The sequence below is a fragment of the Streptosporangium sp. NPDC050148 genome (assembly GCF_055586505.1).
Genome location: NZ_JBVJIA010000028.1, coordinates 95,171 through 115,264, shown reverse-complemented (window position 1 = coordinate 115,264; position 20,094 = coordinate 95,171). Strand labels below are relative to the sequence as shown.

The 20,094-nt window shown below is 75.8% G+C and carries 10 protein-coding genes and 3 tRNA genes; 7 read left to right on the top strand and 6 right to left on the bottom strand.

Going from position 1 to position 20,094, the window contains the following annotated elements; all coding sequences use genetic code 11:
• Positions 1-29: 29 nt before the first annotated feature.
• Positions 30-4,307: an SDR family NAD(P)-dependent oxidoreductase gene (locus tag ACZ6RT_RS28000; protein WP_470157060.1), complete on the top strand. Its 4,278-nt coding sequence runs from the start codon at positions 30-32 to the stop codon at positions 4,305-4,307.
• Between the two features lie 84 nt (positions 4,308-4,391).
• Entirely contained in the window at positions 4,392-10,073 is a 5,682-nt protein-coding gene (locus ACZ6RT_RS27995) for a type I polyketide synthase (protein WP_470157059.1), read from the top strand.
• Positions 10,074-10,244: 171 nt separating this feature from the next.
• On the opposite strand, the gene ACZ6RT_RS27990 is transcribed toward ACZ6RT_RS27995, so the two are convergent.
• The 3 genes from ACZ6RT_RS27990 to ACZ6RT_RS27980 form a co-directional block, all read right to left on the bottom strand.
• A tRNA-Val gene (locus tag ACZ6RT_RS27990) sits at positions 10,245-10,319 on the bottom strand.
• 13 nt (positions 10,320-10,332) lie between these two features.
• Positions 10,333-10,403: transfer RNA gene (locus ACZ6RT_RS27985), tRNA-Cys, on the bottom strand.
• 26 nt (positions 10,404-10,429) lie between these two features.
• Positions 10,430-10,501 (bottom strand) — tRNA-Gly (locus ACZ6RT_RS27980).
• Positions 10,502-10,653: 152 nt separating this feature from the next.
• Between ACZ6RT_RS27980 and hutH the strand changes: the two genes are divergently transcribed.
• Positions 10,654-12,210 (top strand): histidine ammonia-lyase, encoded by a 1,557-nt coding sequence (gene hutH / locus ACZ6RT_RS27975; protein WP_470157058.1) that lies wholly within the window; start codon positions 10,654-10,656, stop codon positions 12,208-12,210.
• Between the two features lie 102 nt (positions 12,211-12,312).
• On the opposite strand, the gene ACZ6RT_RS27970 is transcribed toward hutH, so the two are convergent.
• Entirely contained in the window at positions 12,313-13,551 is a 1,239-nt protein-coding gene (locus ACZ6RT_RS27970; protein WP_399195956.1) for an NAD(P)-binding domain-containing protein, read from the bottom strand.
• A 73-nt stretch (positions 13,552-13,624) separates the two neighbouring features.
• On the opposite strand from ACZ6RT_RS27970, the gene ACZ6RT_RS27965 reads away from it, so the two are divergent.
• Genes ACZ6RT_RS27965 through ACZ6RT_RS27955 form a run of 3 tightly spaced genes read left to right on the top strand, consistent with a single transcriptional unit; the run spans position 13,625 to position 16,393 of the window.
• Entirely contained in the window at positions 13,625-14,524 is a 900-nt protein-coding gene (locus tag ACZ6RT_RS27965) for a LysR family transcriptional regulator (protein WP_470157057.1), read from the top strand.
• Positions 14,517-15,566, top strand: coding sequence for a chorismate-binding protein (locus ACZ6RT_RS27960; protein ID WP_470157056.1), 1,050 nt, complete (start codon positions 14,517-14,519; stop codon positions 15,564-15,566). Before ACZ6RT_RS27965 ends, ACZ6RT_RS27960 begins: the two co-directional genes overlap by 8 nt.
• Complete coding sequence (locus ACZ6RT_RS27955; protein ID WP_399195962.1) at positions 15,563-16,393, top strand: aminotransferase class IV; 831 nt, start codon at positions 15,563-15,565, stop codon at positions 16,391-16,393. Before ACZ6RT_RS27960 ends, ACZ6RT_RS27955 begins: the two co-directional genes overlap by 4 nt.
• A gap of 91 nt (positions 16,394-16,484) precedes the next feature.
• Here ACZ6RT_RS27955 and ACZ6RT_RS27950 read toward each other — a convergent pair whose 3' ends face one another.
• A complete protein-coding gene (locus ACZ6RT_RS27950) occupies positions 16,485-17,678 on the bottom strand; it encodes an MFS transporter (RefSeq protein WP_470157055.1) in 1,194 nt (397 codons plus the stop codon).
• Between the two features lie 318 nt (positions 17,679-17,996).
• Entirely contained in the window at positions 17,997-18,449 is a 453-nt protein-coding gene (locus tag ACZ6RT_RS27945; RefSeq protein ID WP_399195965.1) for a carboxymuconolactone decarboxylase family protein, read from the bottom strand.
• A gap of 47 nt (positions 18,450-18,496) precedes the next feature.
• Between ACZ6RT_RS27945 and pdxR the strand changes: the two genes are divergently transcribed.
• A complete protein-coding gene (gene pdxR, locus ACZ6RT_RS27940; RefSeq protein WP_470157054.1) occupies positions 18,497-20,074 on the top strand; it encodes a MocR-like pyridoxine biosynthesis transcription factor PdxR in 1,578 nt (525 codons plus the stop codon).
• Positions 20,075-20,094 lie beyond the last annotated feature (20 nt).

Genomic DNA, 20,094 nt, shown 5'->3' with positions numbered 1-20,094 from the left:
CGCTGCGTGAGGCCGGGGTTGCCACGTTCGTGGAGGTGGGTCCGGACGCGGTGCTGTCGGCGATGGGCCAGGAATGCCTCCAAGCCCCCCTCACTCCCTCGCCCGCGTCGTCCGACGGCACCGGGAACGGCCTCGACGGCGTCGGCCTCGGCCCTGCCGGCGGGGACGACGCGGCGTTCGTGCCGGTGCTGCGGCGCGACCGCGACGAACCCGCCGAGCTGGTCACCGCCCTGGCCACCCTGCACACCAGGGGAGTCGCTGTGGACTGGGAGACGTTCTTCACCGACGCCGCCACCGCCGCGACCGGGACCGGCTCCGTGGTCAGGCCGCACACGGTGGACCTGCCGACCTACGCCTTCCAGCACCGCCACTACTGGCTGCACGTCCCCAGCGCCGGTGACCCCGAGTCCGTCGGCCTCGGCACCCCCGACCACCCCCTCCTCGGCGCCGCGGTCGAGCTTCCCGACTCCGGCGGGCACCTGTTCACCGCCCGGCTCTCGGCCCGGACGCGTCCCTGGCTCGCCGACCACACGGTGGGCGAGACCGTGCTGTTCCCCGGGACCGGGCTGGTCGAGCTGGCCGTCCGCGCCGGTGACCAGGTCGGCTGCGCGGGCATCGAGGAGCTCACCCTGGAGGCCCCGCTCGTCCTGCCGGACCGGGGCGGCGTCCAGGTGCAGGTCGTGGTGGGCGCCCCGGACGAGTCCGGCGCCCGGACGATCACCGTCTACGGGCGCCCGGAGGACGTCCCCGACGACGAGCCCTGGACCCGGCACGCCACCGGCCTGCTGACGCCGTCCGCCGAGCCCGGTCACTTCGACCTGGCCCAGTGGCCGCCGCCCGGCGCCGAACCGGTGCCGGTGGACGGGCTCTACGACCGGCTCGCCGGTATGGGCCTGCACTACGGCCCCGTCTTCCAGGGGCTGAAGGCGGCCTGGACGCACGGCGACGAGGTGTTCGCCGAGATCGCGCTGCCCGAGGGCGTCGGCGCCGACGCCGCGCGCTTCGGCATCCACCCCGCCCTGCTGGACGCCGCGCTGCACGCCCTCGCCCTCAGCGGGGCCTCGGCCGAGCACGCCGCGCTGCCGTTCACCTGGTCGCAGGTGAACCTGCACGCCGCGGGAGCGTCCGACCTGAGGGTCCGCGTGGTCCCGACCGGCGGCGACTCCCTGCGCCTGGAGGCGGCCGACCGGGCGGGAAGGCCGGTGGTGTCGATCGGCTCGCTGGTGCTGCGCCGGATCGACACCGCGGACCTGGCGGGCGGCGCCCGCCCCGAGGCGGAGCGTTCGCTGTACCGGGTGGAGTGGACGCCGGTCGAGGCCGAGTCCGGGGCCGAGGCCCGGGAGTGGGCGCTGCTCGGCGGCGACGCCTCCGGCACCGGCGCGGCACTGCGCGCGGCCGGGGTCTCCACGGCGTCCTACGACGACCCGGCGGCGCTGCTGGCGGCCCTCGAAGCGGGCGCGCCCGTCCCCGAGGTCGTGGTCGTGACCGCGGGCGCCACCTGGCCGTCCGGCGACGACGGCCGCGACCCCGGTACGCTCACCGGCGCCACCGGCACGGACGCCCTCACCGACCCGACCACCGGCCCGGACGCCGTCGTCCCCGGTACGGAAGGCACCCTCGCCGACGCGGGCGGCACGGCGCCGGCCGTCCGCTCGGCCGTGAACCGGGCCCTGGACCTGGTGCAGGCGTGGGCGGCCGACGACCGCCTCGGCGACTCGAAGCTGCTCTTCGTCACCGGCGGTGCCGTCTCCACCGGTTCCGGCGACACCGTCCGCGACCTCGCGGGCGCGGCCGTGTGGGGCCTGGTCCGCTCCGCGCAGGCGGAGAACCCCGGCCGGTTCGTCCTGGCCGACCTCGACGGCCACGCCGCCTCGGCCGCGCGGCTCCCGGCCGCGCTCGCCACCGGCGAGCCGCAGGTCGCGCTGCGCGAGGGACGGGAGGGCAGGGGCGTCCTCGCGGCCCGGCTGGTCCGCGCGACCGGCCCCGTCCTCACCCCGCCCCCGGGCGCGGTCTCCTGGCGGATGGACAGCCTGGACAAGGGCACCCTGGAGAACCTCACCTTCCTGGACGCCCCCGAGGCCGTGGCCCCGCTGCGGCCGGGACAGGTCCGCGTCGCGCTCCGCGCCGCCGGGGTGAACTTCCGTGACGTGCTCAACGCGCTCGGCATGTACCCGGGCGAGGCGGGCGCGATGGGCCTGGAGGGCGCGGGCCGCGTCGTGGAGGTCGGGCCGGGTGTCACCGCGTTCGCCCCGGGCGACCGGGTGATGGGCATGTTCGACGGCGGGGCGTTCGGCCCGCTGGCCGTCACCGACCATCGCCAGGTGGTCTCCGTCCCCGAGGGCTGGACCTTCGCCCAGGCCGCCTCGACCCCGGTCGCCTTCCTGACCGCGTACTACGCGCTGGTGGACCTGGCCGGGCTGAAGGCGGGCGAGAAGGTGCTGGTCCACGCCGCGGCGGGCGGCGTCGGCATGGCCGCCGTACAGCTCGCCGGGCACTTCGGCGCCGAGGTCTACGGCACCGCCGGGCCGGGCAAGTGGCACGTCCTGCGGTCCATGGGACTGGACGAGGAGCACATCTCCTCCTCGCGCACCCTGGACTTCGAGGGCGGGTTCCTCTCCTCGACCGGCGGTGACGGCGTCGACGTCGTGCTCAACTCGCTGGCGGGCGACTTCGTTGACGCCTCGCTGCGGATGCTGCCGCGCGGCGGCCGGTTCGTGGAGATGGGCAAGACCGACGTGCGCGTCCCCGAGGAGGTGGCCGCCGCGCACCCCGGCGTCCGCTACCGCGACTTCGACCTCGTCGAGGCCGGGTACGACCGCATCGGGCAGATGCTGCGCGACCTGGTCGCGCTGTTCGAGCGGGGGGCGATCCGGCCGCTGCCGGTCGCCGGCTGGGACATCCGCCGCGCCCCCGAGGCGTTCCGCTTCCTGTCGCAGGCCAGGCACGTCGGCAAGGTCGCGCTGACCCTGCCGGTCGCGCTCGACCCGGACGGCACCGTGCTGGTGACCGGCGGGACCGGCGGCCTGGGCGGGCTCGTCGCCCGCCACCTGGTGACCGTCCACGGCGTCCGCAACCTGCTGCTGGCCGGCCGCAGCGGCCCCGCGGCCGAGGGCGCGGAGCGGCTGCGGGCCGAGCTGGCCGGGCTGGGCGCGGACGTGGAGATCGTCGCCTGTGACGCGGCGGACCGGGCCGCCCTGGCCGACCTGATCGCCAAGGTGCCCGCCGACCGCCCGCTCACCGCCGTGCTGCACGCGGCCGGGGTGCTGGACGACGGCGCGATCACCTCCCTGACCCCGGACCGGGTGGACCGGGTGCTGCGTCCCAAGGCGGACGCCGCGCTGAACCTGCACGAGCTGACCCGCGAGCTGGACCTGTCGGCCTTCGTGCTGTTCTCCTCGGTGGCCGGCACGTTCGGCAGCACCGGGCAGGGCAACTACGCCGCGGCCAACGCCTTCCTGGACGCGCTCGCCGACGCGCGCAGCGCCCAGGGACTGCCCGCGCTCTCGCTGGCCTGGGGACCCTGGTCGCAGGAGGGCGGCATGCTCGGCACCCTCACCGACGCCGACCTGGCCCGGATGGCCCGCGAGGGCGTCGTGCCGCTGGACGCGCGGGAGGGGCTCGCCCTGCTCGACGCGGCCACCGGCCGGTCCGAGCCCGTGCTGGTGCCGATCCACCTGGACGCCAAGGCGCTGGCCGCCAGGGGCGACCGGCTCCCGCCGATCCTGCGGGGCGTGGTGCGCGCCCCGGCCCGCCGTACCGCGACGTCGGCCGGGGGCGGGCGCTCCGCCGCGGACCTGCGGGCCACGCTGGCCGCGCTGCCCGCCGCCGACCGCGACCGCGCCCTGCTCGACCTGGTACGGACCGAGGTCGCCGCCGTGCTCGGCCACTCCTCCGCCGACCAGGTGGAGGCCGACCGCGCCTTCGACGACATGGGGTTCGACTCGCTCACCTCGGTCGAGCTGCGCAACCGGCTGAACGCCGCGACCGGCAGGCGGCTGCCGGCCACCCTGGTGTTCGACTACGCCAACCCGGCCGCCCTGGCCGCGTACCTGCGCGCGGAGCTGGCGCCCGACGAGGCGCCCACCGACACGCAGGTCATGCGGGAGCTCGACCGGCTGGACCGGGTGCTCGGCGAGCTCACGCCCGACGAGGAGACCCGGTTCACCATCGCCACCCGGCTGCAGGGACTGCTGACCCGATGGCGCGGCGACCGGCCCGAGCGGGAGGCGGACGACGTGCCCGCGGGCGAGGACGTCGGGTCGGCGAGCGCCGACGAGCTGTTCGCGCTGATCGACAAGGGCCTGTGAGCCCATCGTGCTCTCCGGTGAAGAACGATCTTTCCGTGCGTGCCCGAGGGGCCGCGCGACATGTGGGGAAGAAGGTGACGTGACGTGGCGGACGAGCAGAAACTCCTCGGCTATCTCCGGCGGGTGACCGCCGATCTCCAGCAGGCCCAGCAGCGGCTGCGCGAGGCGGAGGCCAGGGACCACGAGCCGATCGCGGTCATCGCCGCGGGCTGCCGCTTCCCCGGAGGCGTACGCGACCCCGAGGGCCTGTGGCGGCTCGTCGCGGAGGGCCGTGACGGCGTCTCGGCGTTCCCCGACGACCGGGGCTGGGACCTGGAGGGGCTCTACGACCCGGACCTGTCCCGGCCGGGCACCAGCTACACCCGCGAGGGCGGGTTCCTCTACGACGCCGGGGACTTCGACGCGGCCTCCTTCGGCATCTCCCCCCGGGAGGCGCTGGCCACCGACCCGCAGCAGCGGCTGCTGCTGGAGGTGTCCTGGGAGGCGTTCGAGCGGGCCGGCATCGACCTGACCTCGCTGAAGGGCAGCCAGACCGGGGTGTTCGTCGGCGCCTTCTCCAGCGGGTACGGCACCGGCCTGGAGTCGCTGCCCGAGGGGGTCGAGGGGCACCTGCTGACCGGCAGCTCCACCGCGGTGATCTCCGGCCGGGTGGCGTACGTGTTCGGCCTCAAGGGGCCCGCGGTCACCGTCGACACCGCGTGCTCGTCCTCGCTGGTGGCGCTGCACTGGGCGTGCGAGTCGCTGCGGCGCGGGGAGAGCACGCTCGCGCTGGCCGGCGGGGTGACCGTGATGGCCACGCCCGAGACCTTCGTCGAGTTCAGCCGCCAGCGCGGCCTGGCGCCCGACGGCCGGTGCAAGGCGTTCTCCGAGGACGCCGACGGCACCGGCTGGGGCGAGGGGGCCGGCATGCTGCTGCTGGAGAGGCTCTCCGACGCGCGCCGCAACGGCCACCCGATCCTCGGCGTCGTCCGCGGCTCCGCGGTCAACCAGGACGGCGCGAGCAACGGCCTGTCCGCGCCCAACGGCGTGTCCCAGCAGCGCGTCATCCGCCGCGCGCTGGCCAACTCGGGCCTGGCCTCGTTCGACGTGGACGCCGTCGAGGCGCACGGCACCGGCACCACCCTGGGCGACCCGATCGAGGCCCAGGCCCTGCTGGCCGTCTACGGCCAGGACCGGCCCGGCGAGCGGCCGCTCTGGCTCGGGTCGATCAAGTCCAACATCGGCCACACCCAGGCCGCGGCCGGGGTCGCCGGCGTCATCAAGATGCTGATGGCGCTGCGCGCCGGGCTGCTGCCCAGGACCCTGCACGTGTCCGAGCCCTCCTCCCACGTGGACTGGTCGGCCGGCAACGTCCGGCTGCTGACCGAACCCGTCGCCTGGCCCGACGCCGACCGGCCGCGCCGGGCCGGTGTCTCCTCCTTCGGCGTCAGCGGCACCAACGCCCACGTGATCATCGAGCAGGCCCCCGACGGCACGCCCGGCGACGCGTCGCCCGGCGAGCCGCCCGCCGGGGAGCGGGGCGAGCACCCGCTCCTGTCGGACGGCGCCGCCACGGCGTGGGTGCTGTCGGCCAAGAGCGCGCCCGCGCTCCGCGCCCAGCTCGGCCTGCTCGGCGAGCACGCCGAGCACCACCCCGGGCAGGCGGCCGGCGACATCGGCCTCTCGCTGGCCTCCCGAGCCGCCTTCGGGCACCGCGCCGTGGTGGTGGGACGCGACCGCGAGGAGCTGCTGTCCGGGCTGCGCGCGCTGGCCGCAGGACAGGAGGCCGCCGGAGCGGTCACCGGGACGGCGTCGTCCTCCCCGGGCAAGACCGTGTTCGTCTTCCCCGGCCAGGGCTCCCAGTGGGCCGGGATGGCGACCGGGCTGCTGGAGTCCTCTCCCGCCTTCGCCGCGCACGTCGCCGACTGCGAGCGCGCCCTGGCGCCGTTCACGGACTGGTCGCTGACCGGGGTGCTGCGCGGCGATCCCGGCGCCCCCTCGCTGGAGCGGGTGGACGTGGTCCAGCCAGTGCTGTGGGCGGTCATGGTGTCGCTCTCGCGGCTGTGGGAGGGCCACGGGGTCCGTCCCGACGCCGTGATCGGCCACTCCCAGGGCGAGATCGCCGCCGCCACGGTCGCCGGCGCGCTCTCCCTGGAGGACGGCGCCCGCGTCGCCGCCCTGCGCAGCCGCGCCATCGGCGACGTCCTCGCCGGACGCGGCGGCATGCTCTCCGTGGGGCTGTCCGAGCAGGAGCTGTCGGCGCGGCTGGAGTCCTGGCGCGACCGGATCTCCGTCGCCGCGATCAACGGCGCCCACTCGGTCGTGGTCTCCGGCGCCCCGGACGCCCTCGACGACCTGACCGCCGAGCTGACCGCGGACGGCGTACGGGCCAGAAGGATCCCGGTGGACTACGCCTCGCACTCGGCGCAGGTCGAGGAACTGCGCGAGCGCCTGCTGCGCGACCTAGGCCCGATCCGGCCGCGGCGGGGCGAGGTACCGATGATCTCCACGGTGACCGGCGAGTGGATCGACACCTCCACCCTGGACGCCGGGTACTGGTACACCAACCTGCGCCGCACCGTCGGCTTCGACGCCGCCGTCCGCGCGCTCGCCAGGCAGGGGTACGGGGTGTTCGTCGAGAGCAGCCCGCACCCGGTGCTCACCATGGGCCTGCAGGAGACCCTCGACGCCCTCGGCCTCGACGCCGTGGTCACCGGCACCCTGCGCCGCGACGACGGCGGGCCGCTCAGGATGCTGACCTCCGCCGCCGAGCTGCACGTGCGGGGCGTCGGCGTGAACTGGCCCGCCCTGTACCCGGGTGCCCGGCCGGTGGACTTGCCGACCTACCCGTTCCAGCGGAGCCGCTACTGGCTGAGGTCCGCGCCGCCGCCCGCGGCCCCGGGCACCGACCCGGTGGACACCGCCTTCTGGGAGGCGGTCGAGCGCGGCGACGTGGCGAGCCTGGCCGCCGACCGGGGGGTGGATCCCGCGGCGCTGGCCGAGGTGCTGCCCGCGCTGGCCTCCTGGCGGCGGAGCAGGCGGGAGCGGGCCACGGTGGACTCCTGGCGCTACCGGGTGGCCTGGCGGCCGGTCGGTGAGCCGGTGAGCACCGAGCTGACCGGCTCCTGGCTGGTCGCCCTGCCCGCGGACGGCCAGGTGGCGGCGGCCGACGCGGTCGTGGCCGGCCTGACCCGGCACGGCGCCCGGGCGGTGATCGTCGAGGTGGCCGGGCACGACCGGGCCGCGCTCACCGCCGCCCTGCGCGACCGCCTCCCCGACGACCCGCCGGCGGGAGTGCTCAGCCTGCTGGCCCTGGACGAGCGCCCCCACCCGCTGCATCCGGCGCTCTCGCGGGGCACGGCGGCGACCGTCACGCTGGTCCAGGCACTGGCCGACGCCGGTGTCACCGCCCCGCTGTGGGCGGTCACCTGCGGGGCGGTGCACACCGGCGCCACCGGCACGGCCGACTTCTCCACCGCAGGGGACGCGGCGCCGTTCCAGGCCGAGGTCTGGGGGATCGGCACCGTGCTGGCGCTGGACCACCCCGACACCTGGGGCGGCCTGGTCGACCTGCCCCCGGCCCCGGACGAGCGGGCCCTGGCACGGCTGTGCGGGGTGCTGGCCGGGCTGGGCGGCGAGGAGCAGCTCGCGGTCCGGCAGGACGGGATCCTGGCCCGCCGCCTGGTACGGGCCCCGCTCGGCGAGCCCCCCTCCGCCGCCCCCGCGGTGCCCGCCCCGCGTACCGGCGAGGCCGGGACGTCTGAGGCACCCGAGGCATCCGGGGAGTCCCGGGAATCCGGGGTCCGGCGCCTGAGCGGGACGGCGCTCGTCACCGGCGGCACCGGCGGGGTCGGCGCGCACGTGGCGCGCTGGCTGGCCGGACGGGGTGCGGAGCATCTCGTGCTGACCGGCCGCCGGGGCCGTACCGCCCCGGGAGCGGCCGAGCTGGAGGCCGAACTGGAGGCGCTGGGCGTCCGGGTCACCATCGCCGCGTGCGACGTCGCCGACCGCGAGGAGCTGCGGCGCCTGCTGGACGCGCTGCCCGAGGGGCTGCCGCTGCGCGCCGTCGTCCACGCGGCCGGTGTCGTCCACGACGACGTGACGCTGGCCGGCACCACCGTCGAGGAGTTCGCCGAGGTCGGACGGGCCAAGGTCGCGGGCGCCCGGAACCTGGACGAGCTGCTGGGCGACCACCCGCTGGAGCTGTTCGCGCTGTTCTCCTCCGGGGCGGCCGTGTGGGGACAGGGAGGCCAGGCCGCCTACGCCGCGGCCAACGCCTTCCTCGACGCGCTGGCCGCCCGGCGCCGCGCGCGCGGCCTGGCCGCCACCTGCGTGGCCTGGGGAGCCTGGGACGGCGGCGGCATGGTGGACGCCTCCATCGGCGCCCGGCTGCGCCGCCTCGGCGTGCGCGCCATGGCGCCGTCCGCGGCCACGATCGCGCTCGGCCAGGCGTTCGACCACGACGAGTCCCACCTGGTGGTGGCCGACATCGACTGGACCCGGTTCGCCCCGGCCTACACCCTGGCCAGGTCCCGCCCGCTGCTGCGCGCCCTGCCCGAGGTCGAGGCCGTCCTGGACGGCGGCGGTGACGGTGCCGCCGAGCAGGAGGACGGCGGGTCGCCGCTCGCGGAGCGGCTGGCCGGCCTGGCCGAACAGGAGCGGCTGGACGCGCTGCGCGAGGTGGTGCGGGCCCACGCCGCCCGGGTGCTCGGCCACCCGGGCCCCGAGGCGGTCGATCCCGACCAGAACTTCCTGGAGGCCGGGTTCGACTCGCTGACCTCGATGGAGCTGCGCAACGGCCTCATCAAGGCCACCGGTCTGCGGATGCCCGCGACCGTGGTCTTCGACTACCCCAACCCCTCCGACCTGGCCAAGCACCTGCTGGGCGAGGTGGCCGGCCGCCTGGAGGGCACCGGCGACCGGCCCTCGCGCACCGGGGCCGACCCCTCGGACACCCCGAGCGCCCTGCTGCACGAGGCCGCCCTGTCCGGCAGGATGCACGAGGGCATGGCCCTGCTGCGGGCCATGGCCGACCTGCGCCCCTCGTTCTCCTCGCCCGAGGAGCTCGGGGAGATCCCGCCGCCGGTGAAGCTGGCCTCCGGCCCCGGCGGGCCCGCCCTGTTCTGCTTCAGCACCCCGATGGCGCTGGGCGGGGCGACCCAGTTCGCCCGCCTGGCGGCGAACTTCCGCGGCGTACGGGACCTGTACGCGCTCCCGGTGCTCGGCTTCGCCCGCGAGGAGAGCCTGCCGGGCACGGTCGACGCCGCGGTGCGCGTCTGGGCCGAGTCGGTACGGCGGGCCGCGGGCGACGAGCCGTTCGTCGTCCTGGGCTACTGCGCGGGAGGGATCTTCGCGCACGCCGCCGTCACCCACCTGGAGAGCCTCGGCGTCCGGCCCGCGGGCCTGGTCCTGCTCGACACCTTCCTGCCGGACGACAAGGTCATCGACGACCTCGGGACGCAGATGGTCCAGGGCATGTTCGACCGGGAGGCCTCGTTCGGCCCGTTCACCAGCGCCCGCCTCGGGGCGATGGGCCGCTACTACAAGCTGTTCCGCGAGTGCACGCTGGGGCAGGTGCGGGCGCCCATCCTGTTCCTGCGCCCGGACACCCCGCTGCCCGGCCCCGACGGCGTGCCGACGGCCACCCCGGACTGGCGCGCCTCCTGGCACACCGAGCACGTCGCCCGCGAGGTCGAGGGCGACCACTTCACGATGCTGGAGGACCGGGCCCCCTCGATGGCCCGCGCCATCGAGGGCTGGCTGGAGTCCCTGCCGGAAGGACGCTGACCCCGGAACCGCCCGGGCGCCCCGGACCCCTGGGCCCGTGGGCGCCCGGGCGGTCCGCGTCACCGGGTCCTGCGGGCCGTCCGGGGCACCGGGGCGCCCCGGGAAAGAAAAAGCCGCCGGGCCTCCCACGGGAGGCCCGGCGGCGTCTGCTTCGATCACCCCGGGGGGTGGTGGTGGACGATACAGGGATTGAACCTGTGACCTCTTCCGTGTCAGGGAAGCGCTCTCCCGCTGAGCTAATCGTCCTCGTCGAAACCAGAGGTGGAGACGGGATTTGAACCCGTGTAGACGGCTTTGCAGGCCGTTGCCTCGCCTCTCGGCCACTCCACCGAGTGGGGGGCCGGAGCCCCTTTCCGAGCGGAAGACGGGATTCGAACCCGCGACCCTCACCTTGGCAAGGTGATGCTCTACCACTGAGCCACTTCCGCGTGCCCCCGGGAACGGGCCCGGACTCACGGTGAGAACTCTAGCGAATACCCGGCGACTCCCCAAACCGAATAGACCGCTATCGTGAGATGTAAGGAGCGGAGACCGCTTTCACCGGTTACCATCGCTTCACCTACGCGAGAGAGCAGACAGCATGCGCGGCAACCGCGACAACGAGGTCGTGACCATCGGGCCGGATCCGCTGAGCTTCGAGGAGGTCGTCGGGGTCGCCAGGCACGGCCTCCCGGTGCGCCTTTCCGACGACGCCGTGGCGGCCATGGCCGCGGCCCGCACCCGGGTGGACGAGCTGGCCGAGAGCCCCGTCCCCGCCTACGGCGTCTCGACCGGGTTCGGCGCCCTGGCCACCCGGCACATCGACCCCTCGCTCCGCGCCCGGCTGCAGCGCTCCCTGGTCCGCTCGCACGCCGCCGGATCGGGCCCCGAGGTGGAGGCCGAGGTCACCCGGGCGATGATGCTGCTGCGCCTGCACACCCTGGCCACCGGCCACACCGGCGTACGCCCGAAGACGGCCAGGGTGCTCCAGGACCTGCTCAACGCGCGCATCACCCCGGTCGTGCACGAGTACGGCAGCCTCGGCTGCTCCGGCGACCTCGCGCCGCTCTCCCACGTGGCCCTCACGATCATGGGGGAGGGCGTGGTCCGGGACGCCGCAGGGGAGCGCGCCGACGCCGCCGAGGCGCTCAAGCGGGCCGGTATCGAGCCCGTCGAGCTGGCCGCCAAGGAGGGGCTCGCGCTCATCAACGGCACCGACGGCATGCTCGGCATGCTGATCCTGGCCATGGACGACCTCGCCCGCCTGTTCAAGGCGGCCGACATCGGCGCGGCCATGAGCGTGGAGGCCCTGCTCGGCACCGACCGGGTCTTCGCCGCCGACCTGCAGGGCCTGCGCCCGCACCCCGGGCAGGCGGCCAGCGCCGCCAACCTCAGGGCCCTGCTGGCGGGCTCGCAGATCATGGAGTCGCACCGGGACGGCACCTGCACCCGCGTCCAGGACGCGTACTCCCTCAGGTGCGCCCCGCAGGTCGCCGGGGCCGCCCGCGACACCCTGGCGCACGCCGCCGCGGTCGCCGGGCGGGAGCTCGCCTCGGCGATCGACAACCCGGTGGTCCTGGCCGACGGCCGGGTGGAGTCCAACGGCAACTTCCACGGCGCCCCCGTCGGCTACGTGCTCGACTTCCTCGCCATCGCGGCCGCCGACCTGGCGAGCATCTCCGAGCGCCGCACCGACCGCATGCTGGACGTGTCCCGCAACCACGGCCTGCCCGCCTTCCTGGCGGACGACCCCGGCGTCGACTCCGGCCACATGATCGCCCAGTACACCCAGGCCGCGGTCGTCTCCGAGCTCAAGCGGCTGGCCGTGCCCGCGAGCGTCGACTCCATCCCCAGCTCCGCCATGCAGGAGGACCACGTCTCCATGGGCTGGTCGGCCGCGCGCAAGCTGCGCCGCTCGGTGGACGGCCTGACCCGGGTGCTCGCGGTGGAGATCCTCACCGCCGCGCGGGCCCTGGACCTGCGCGGCCCGCTCCGGCCGGCCCCGGCGACCGCGGCCGTGGTGGACGCCCTGCGCCAGGCCGTCCCCGGCCCCGGCCCGGACCGCTTCCTGGCCCCGGAGATCGAGGCGACGGTACGGCTCGTCGCGACCGGCGCGGTCGTCGCCGCGGCCGAGACCGTCACCGGCCCCCTGGCCTGACCCCGGCGTCCCCGGCCCGGCGTCACCCCCCGGGCCGGTGCCGATCCCCCCGGTCCGGCACCGGCCCCACCCGGCCGCACGGGCCGTGGCGCCGCCCTTCGGTCAGCGCCCCGCCGGGACGGCGGCGACCACCTCCACCTCGATGACCAGGCCGGGCCGGAACAGCCGGGACACCTCCACCGTCGTGCTGGCCGGGGGCTCGCCGGTGATGTGGCGCACGCGCTCGGCCGCGTACTCCGGCAGCCGCGACATGTCGGTGAGGAAGGTCCGGATGTGGGTCACGTCGTCGAACGTGCACCCCTGGTCGGCCAGGATGCGCGCGACCAGGTCCATCACGTACGCGGACTGGCGCGACATGTCCCCCTCGGCGACCACGTTCCCGTCCTCGTCCACCGCCACCTGACCGGAGACGAACAGCAGGTTCCCGGTCCTGGTGGCGTGGGAGTAGTACCCGTTGGTCGCGGGCACCGAGGCCGGGTTCAGCCTCCGCACCCCGGCCCGGCCCGCCCCGTCCGGGTCCGCCCCTGTGGGACCGGACGGGGAGAGGTGCGCGAAGATCGCCGTCAGGTCCGCCCCGCCCAGCCCGGCCGCGACCGCCTCCGCCAGCCTCGCCCCGGCCGCGTCGGCGATCGTCCCCGTCCCGTGCGAGACCAGCGCCACGTCCTTGGCCGCCAGCCCGAGGGCGTACCGCGTCTCGGACGGGCCGTGCTCGACGGCCGGGCGGACCCGCTCGACCAGCGGCCCCAGCGGCGTGGCGGCCAGCACGTCCAGCAGGGTGGCGGTGTCCACGCCGGTCCCGCGGGCGTACGCCACGGTCTCGGCGAGCAGCACCTGGGCGGGCACCAGCGCGCCCATCACGGTCACCTTCATCGCCGCGCCGGACCCGGGCCCGCCGAGCTCCAGCACCCGGCCGAACGCCCCGAGCACCTTCCGGCAGCGGGCCAGGTCCCCGGGCAGGCCGCCGGCCAGCACGGTCAGCGTGCCGTCGGCCGCCGGTCCCACGCTGCCCAGGACCGGCGCGTCGACCAGCCCCACCCCCGAGGGGAGCAGGTCGCGCAGCCCGGCCACCGCCTCGGGCCCGATCGTCGACATCTCCGCGACCACCGTCCCGGCCCCCAGGCCCGGTGCCGCGTCCGACAGCACCCGCCGTACCGCCGCCGGGTGGCTCAGCATCGTGACGACCACCTCCGCGCCCGCCACGGCCTCGGCGGGCGACGCCGCCGAGGCCGCCCCCTCGACCGTGCGGGGGGTGCGGTTCCAGGTCGTCACCTCGTACCCGGCCGCCACGAGCCGCCGGGCCATCGGGACGCCCATGCGTCCCAGACCAAGAAAGGAGATCATGCCTGCCACGCTAGGCACCCCCGAGGCATTCCACCAGCGACTAGATTGCATGTGAGCCATGCGAGGAGGGAATGTGTTCGACGTCGAGGGACTGCGGCTGCTGGACACCGTGGCCCGGACCGGCTCGTTCACCGCGGCCGCGGCGAGCCTGAACTACACCCAGTCCGCGGTCTCCCGGCGCATCGCCGTCCTCGAACAGCGCGCCGGGGGCCCGCTGTTCGAGCGGCTGCCGCGCGGGGTGCGGCTGACCCCCGCGGGTGAGGCGCTCCACCACCACGCCCGGGTGGTGCTGAACCGGCTGACCAGGGCCGAGGAGGAGCTGGCCGGGATCCACGGCGGCTACAGGGGGCGGCTTCGGGTGGGCGCGTTCGCCACCGCCAACGTCGCGCTCGTGCCCGGGGCCCTGCGCGCGTTCCGCGAGGACTTCCCCGACGTCGAGCTGGTCCCCGTCGAGGGCCCCAGCCGGAGCCTGCTGCGCCGCATGCGCGAGGGTGGCCTCGACCTCGCCGTGGTCAGCGACTATCCGGCCGACCTGCCCGACGAGGAGGGGGCCGAGCTGATCGAGCTGGCCGTGGACGAGCTGCTCGTCGCGCTGCCCCGCGACCACCGGCTGGCGGGACGGGAGATCGTCGACCTGCGCGAGCTGCGGGAGGAGACCTGGATCGAGGCGCCCCCGCCGGGCCGGACCACGGCCCTGGCCGCCGCCTGCGCCCGCGCCGGGTTCACCCCCCGCGCCTCGGTCAGGATCGGCGAGTGGACGGGCAAGTTCGGGTTCGTCGCGGCCGGGCTCGGGATCACGCTCGTGCCCGCCATCGCCGCGCACGCCGTCCCGCCCGACCTGGTGCTCCGCTCCCTCGGTGACCTCGCCCCGCGCAGGACCGTCTACGCCGCCCTGCCGCCCGCCCCGCTGCCCGCGGCCCGCACCCTGGTGAGGCTGCTGGCCCGGCAGGCGGGACAATGGGGCGGTGCATGACTCCTTCGCGCACGTCACCGGCCACCCGGCCTCCGGTCATGCGGGCCCCGGCCTCCTGGCGACCGGGCTGCGCGACGTCACCACCGACCTGGGAGCGCTGGACGGCGAGGGCTGGTGGGCCGTCGTGGTCGACTACGAGGGCAAGGCCACCTGTGCCCGGTTCGACCGCGTCCGCCCGGCCCCGCCGCCCGCGCCGCGCGGCCCCTGGCGCGGGCCGCGCCCGTCGGCCTGGCGCAGCTCCCTGGACCGGGCCGGGTACGAGGAGCGGGTGCGCGAGATCCGCTCCCTGATCGGGCGGGGCGAGGTCTACCAGGCCAACCTGTGCCGGGTGCTGGGCGCGCCGCTGCCCGCCGGGCGCGAGGCGGACCTGCCCGCGCTGGCCCTGCGGCTGGCGCGCGGCAACCCGGCGCCCTACGCCGCGACGGTGAGCCTGCCGGGGGTGAGCGTGGTCTCGGCCTCACCGGAGCTGTACCTGTCCAGGGACGGCGACGTGGTCGAGTCCAGGCCGATCAAGGGGACCGCGGCCACCCCGGCCGGGCTGCGCGACAAGGACCGGGCGGAGAACGTGATGATCGTCGACCTGGTCCGCAACGACCTGGGCAGGGTCGCCGAGGTCGGCTCGGTGAGCGTGCCCGCCCTGTGCGAGGTCGAGGAGCACCCCGGCCTGGTGCACCTGGTCTCCACGGTCCGGGCGCGGCTGGCACCCGGGTACGGCTGGCCCGAGCTGTTCTCGGCGACCTTTCCTCCCGGTTCGGTGACCGGCGCTCCGAAATCCTCGGCGCTGCGTATCATCGACGAGCTCGAACCCACCTCCCGGGGGCCCTACTGTGGAACCGTGGGCTGGGTCGACGCCGATCGGGGGCGCGCGTCGCTGGCCGTGGCGATCCGTACGTTCTGGCTGTCGGACGGGGAGATCCGCTTCGGCACGGGCGCGGGCATCACGTGGGGCAGCGACCCGCGCCAGGAGTGGGACGAGACCGAGCTGAAGGCGTCCCGGCTCATCGCACTCGCATCGACACCAGGCTCAGAGGGAGTCCCATGAACGTACCCGTATGGCTCAACGGAGCGCTTCTCGCCCCGGACCGGGCCGTCGTCTCGGTCTTCGACCACGGGCTGATGGTCGGGGACGGGGTGTTCGAGACCATCAAGTGCGTGAACGGCTCCACGTTCGCGCTCACCCGCCACCTGGAGCGGCTGACGCTCTCGGCGCGGCGGATGGACCTGCCCGACCCCGACACCGAGGCGATCGCCGAGGGGATCCGCGCCTGCCTGGCCGAGGCCCCGCCCTGGCGGCTCGGCCGCGTCCGCGTCACCTACACCAGCGGTCCCGGGCCGCTCGGCTCCGACCGGGGCGACCAGGGCTGCACGACCGTGGTGATCGTGGACGAGCAGAAGCCGTTCCCGCCGGTCTCCGACGTGACCGTGGTGCCCTGGCCGCGCAACGAGCGCGGCGTGCTCGCCGGGGTCAAGAGCACCTCCTACGGCGACAACGCCAAGGCCCTGTTCTACGCCAAGGCCAGGGGCGGCAGCGAGGCGATCTTCCAGAACACCGTGGGCGGCCTGTGCGAGGGGACCGGCAGCAACGTCTTCGTCGTACGCGACGGCCGGCCGGTCACCCCCACGCTCGCCTCGGGCTGCCTGGCCGGGGTCACCCGCGCGCTCGCGCTGGAGTGGTGCGGGGGAGTGGAGGAGGACCTGCCGCTCTCGGCCCTGTACGAGGCCGAGGAGGCGTTCCTGACCTCCACCACCCGGGACGTCCAGCCGATCCGCGCGGTCGACGGGACCGTGCTGCCCGCGGCCCCCGGCCCGGTCACGGCCAAGGCGATGCGGGTCTTCGCCGAGCGCGCGGCCGCGGACCTCGACCCCTGAGGGATCCCGGGAGACCCCGGAAGATCCCCCGGGGACACCTGGAGATCCCCGGAGGTCCCGGGAGATCGCCGGAGGTCCCGGGACCGGCACGTCAGCCGCCGACGCCCTCCGCGGGCCGCCCGGCGGGGAGCAGGGCGAGCAGGACGAGCCCGCACCCGATCCACAGGACGCTCGTCAGGGCCAGGAAGTCCACCGCCAGGCCGCCGGACAGGGCGCCCAGGGCGATGGACAGGTTGAAGGCGGACACGTACAGCGAGGAGGCGGCCTCCGTGGTCACGGGGGCCGCCCGGGTGATCCACGTCTGCAGGGTCACCGGGACGGCGCCGTAGCCCAGGCCCCACACGACCAGCAGGCAGGCCGACACGGCCGTGCCCGCGGGGACCAGCGCGAGCAGCGCCATGGCCGTCACCAGGGCCGCGACGACGGCTGTGACGGTCCGCCGCAGGTGCCGGGCGACGAAGGCGCCGGCCAGGAAGTTGCCGCAGATCCCGGCCACGCCGAAGACCATCAGCAGCGGGCTGACCAGGGCGTCCTCGACGCCACGGCCCTGCAGCAGGGGGCGTACGAAGGTGTAGGCGATGAAGTGGCCGGTGATGAGCAGGAACGTGAGCGCGAGGCCCGCGCGCAGGGCGGCGTTGGCCCGGAACAGCCTCGGCGGGTCGGCCAGCGTGATGGCCCGCACCGGTGGGAGGGCGGGCAGCAGGACGACCAGCCCGATCAGGGCGAGCAGGCCCAGGACGCCGACCGCCGCGAACGCGACGCGCCAGCCGCTGAGGTCGCCGATGAACGTACCGGCCGGGACGCCGAGGACCGACGCGGTCTCCACGCCGCCGAAGATCAGTGCCATGGCCCGCGGGACGTGCCGCTCCGGGACGAGCCGCAGCGCGATGCCGCCCGCGATCGACCAGAAGCCGCCCACGCTGACGCCGATCAGGAACCGGGCCACCAGGACCAGGGCGAAGGAGGTGGCGAAGGCCGAGGCCAGGTTCGCCGCCGCGACCAGCCCGACGAGCAGGACCAGGACGAGCCGGCGGTCCACCCGGCCGGTGGCCACGGTGATCAGCGGTGCCGAGACCGCGGCGACCAGGCCGGGCACGGTCACCATGAGCCCGGCGGTGCCCGCCGACACCTCCAGGTCGGTTCCGACCGGGCTGAGCAGGCCCACGGGGAGCAGTTCCGAGGTCATCAGGGAGAAGATGCCCAGCGTCACCGCGAGCACGGCGAGCCAGCCCCGCAGGGGGGAGGGCTCCGTGGCGGTGGACGGGCCGGTGGTGACTGCGCTCATTGCGCCATCCGTCCGTTCGGGTGCGGGATGAGGGTGGACACGCCTCGGGGGGGGGGGGGGGGGGGGGGGGGGGGGGGGCCGGGGGGGGGGGGGGGGGGGGGGGGGGGGGGGCCGGGGGGGGGGGGGGTGTGGGGGGGGGGGGGTGTTGGGGCGGGGAGAGGGGGGGGGGGGGGGGGGGGGGGGCCGGGCTGGTGGGGCCTCCGCCCCTTGCTCCCTTCTTCTTTTGGGTGGCGGGGGGGGGGCCCCCCCCCCCCCTCCCCCTTCCCCCCCCCCCCCCCCCCCCCCCCCCCCGAGGTGCGAGGGGGAGGGGAGAGCCGGCTACCGGGTGCCGGGGGTCTTGCGGGTGGTGACGTTCATGCGGTTCCAGGTGTTCACCGTGAAGATCAGCGCGATGAGCCGGGCCAGTTCCTGCTCCTCGAAGTGCCGGGCGGCCTCGTCGTACACCTCGTCCGAGACCCCTTCGGGCAGCCGCGTGACCGCCTCGGTCAGGGCGAGCGCGGCGCGCTCCCTCGCGGTGTAGAGGCTGGACTCCTCCCAGGCGGAGAGCTGGTAGATCCGGTCCTCGCTCTCGCCCGCCTTGCGGGCGTCACCGGTGTGGTAGTCGATGCAGTACGCGCACCGGTTGATCTGCGAGGCGCGGATCTGCACCAGCTCGACCAGGACCGGGTCGAGACCCTGGCGGGCCGCGGTGTCGAGGGCGAACACGGCCTTGAAGACGGCGGGTGCTGCGGTGGCGAAGTTCATGCGCTGGGCGATCTCGACTGCTGTCATGTCCAGAAACCTACGGGGACATTAGCCCCAGGGTATGGTGCATTTTCATGTCGGATCGATGGTGCAATTCACCGGAGGGCCACGGCGCACCCGCACCGGACCCGGCCGCGGACCCGGTCGCGGACCCGGTCGCGGTCGCGGTCGCGAGCCCGGACCCGGCCGCGACCCGTGACCCGGACCCGAGCCCTGATCCGAGCCCTGACCCGGGCGCGGACCCGGGCGCGGACCCGGACACCGGCACCGGCATCGGCACGGACATCCACCTGGAGCTCACCGGTGAGGGGAACCGGCGCGAGCAGCTGATGCGGGCGCTGCGGGAGGCGATCGGCTCGGGCAGGCTGGCCCCGGGCGTCCGCCTCCCCCCGTACCGGAGCCTGGCCAGGGACCTGGGCGTCGCCCTCAACACGGCCGCGGCGGCCTACGGCGAGCTGGTCGCCGAGGGGTGGCTGACGGCGCGGCAGGGCTCGGGCACCCGCGTGGCCCGGCGCAGCTCCCCGCTCGCGTCCGAGGCTCCCCGCCGCTCCGCGCCGCCCGTACGCCGGCCCTCCTACGACATGATGCCCACCTCCCCGGACGCCTCGGCGTTCCCCCGGCAGGCCTGGCAGACCTCGTCGCGCCGCGCGCTCGCCGCCGCCCCCAGCGACGCCTTCGGCGTGGGCGACCCGCGCGGCCGCGTCGAGCTGCGCGTCGCGCTCACCGAGTACCTCGCCCGTGCCCGCGGGGTGCGGACCGCGCCCCACCGGATCGTCGTCTGCGCCGGGTTCGCCCACGCCCTGAGGATCCTGGGCGAGGTGCTGGACGGGACGGTGGCCGTCGAGTCGTACGGCCTGGACTTCCACCGGTCCCTGCTCACCGCGGCGGGACGGGACACGGTGCCCCTGCGGCTGGACGCGCGCGGCGCCAGGATCGAGGAGCTGCCCGGCACCGGGGCCGGGGCCGTCCTGCTCACCCCTGCCAACCAGTTCCCCACGGGTGGGCCCCTGCACTCCGAGCGCCGGGCGGCCGTCGTCGACTGGGCCCGCGCCTCGGGCGGGCTGGTCTTGGAGGACGACTACGACGGCGAGTTCCGCTACGACCGCCAGCCGATCGGCGCGGTGCAGGGCCTGGACCCGGATCGCGTCGTCTACCTGGGCTCCACCAGCAAGAGCCTGTCTCCCGCGCTCCGCCTGGGGTGGATGGTCCTGCCCGAGCGCCTCGTCGACGCCGTCCTGGCCGTCAAGGGTCCCCGCGAGCTGTGGTCGGGAGCGCTGGACCAGCTCACCCTGGCCGACTTCATCGCCTGCGGCGCCTACGACCGGCACCTGCGGCGCATGCGGCCGACCTATCGGCGCCGCCGCGACCAGCTCCTCGCCGTCCTCGCGGAGCGGGCCCCGCACATCAGGGTCGGCGGGATCTCCGCGGGCCTGCACGCCGTCCTCGACCTGCCGCCCGGTACCGAGCGGGACGCGCTGCGGGCGGCGGGACGACTGGGACTGGCCCTCGACGGGCTCGGCGCGTACCGCCATCCCCGCAGCGCCATGCCCGCCCGCGACGGGCTCGTCATCGGCTACGGCACCCCGCCCGAGCACTCCTTCGCCGGAGCGCTGCAGGCCCTGTGCCTGGCCCTGCCCCCGGCCCCCGGCTGAGCCCCCGGCCGAGCCGCCGG

Excerpts from the sequence above, each read along its gene's own strand:
- hutH (WP_470157058.1), top strand. The coding sequence starts at position 10,654 with ATGCGCGGCAACCGCGACAACGAGGTCGTGACCATCGGGCCGGATCCG.
- ACZ6RT_RS27970 (WP_399195956.1), bottom strand. The coding sequence starts at position 13,551 with ATGATCTCCTTTCTTGGTCTGGGACGCATGGGCGTCCCGATGGCCCGG.
- ACZ6RT_RS27955 (WP_399195962.1), top strand. The coding sequence starts at position 15,563 with ATGAACGTACCCGTATGGCTCAACGGAGCGCTTCTCGCCCCGGACCGG.
- ACZ6RT_RS27950 (WP_470157055.1), bottom strand. The coding sequence starts at position 17,678 with ATGAGCGCAGTCACCACCGGCCCGTCCACCGCCACGGAGCCCTCCCCC.
- ACZ6RT_RS27945 (WP_399195965.1), bottom strand. The coding sequence starts at position 18,449 with ATGACAGCAGTCGAGATCGCCCAGCGCATGAACTTCGCCACCGCAGCA.
- pdxR (WP_470157054.1), top strand. The coding sequence starts at position 18,497 with ATGTCGGATCGATGGTGCAATTCACCGGAGGGCCACGGCGCACCCGCA.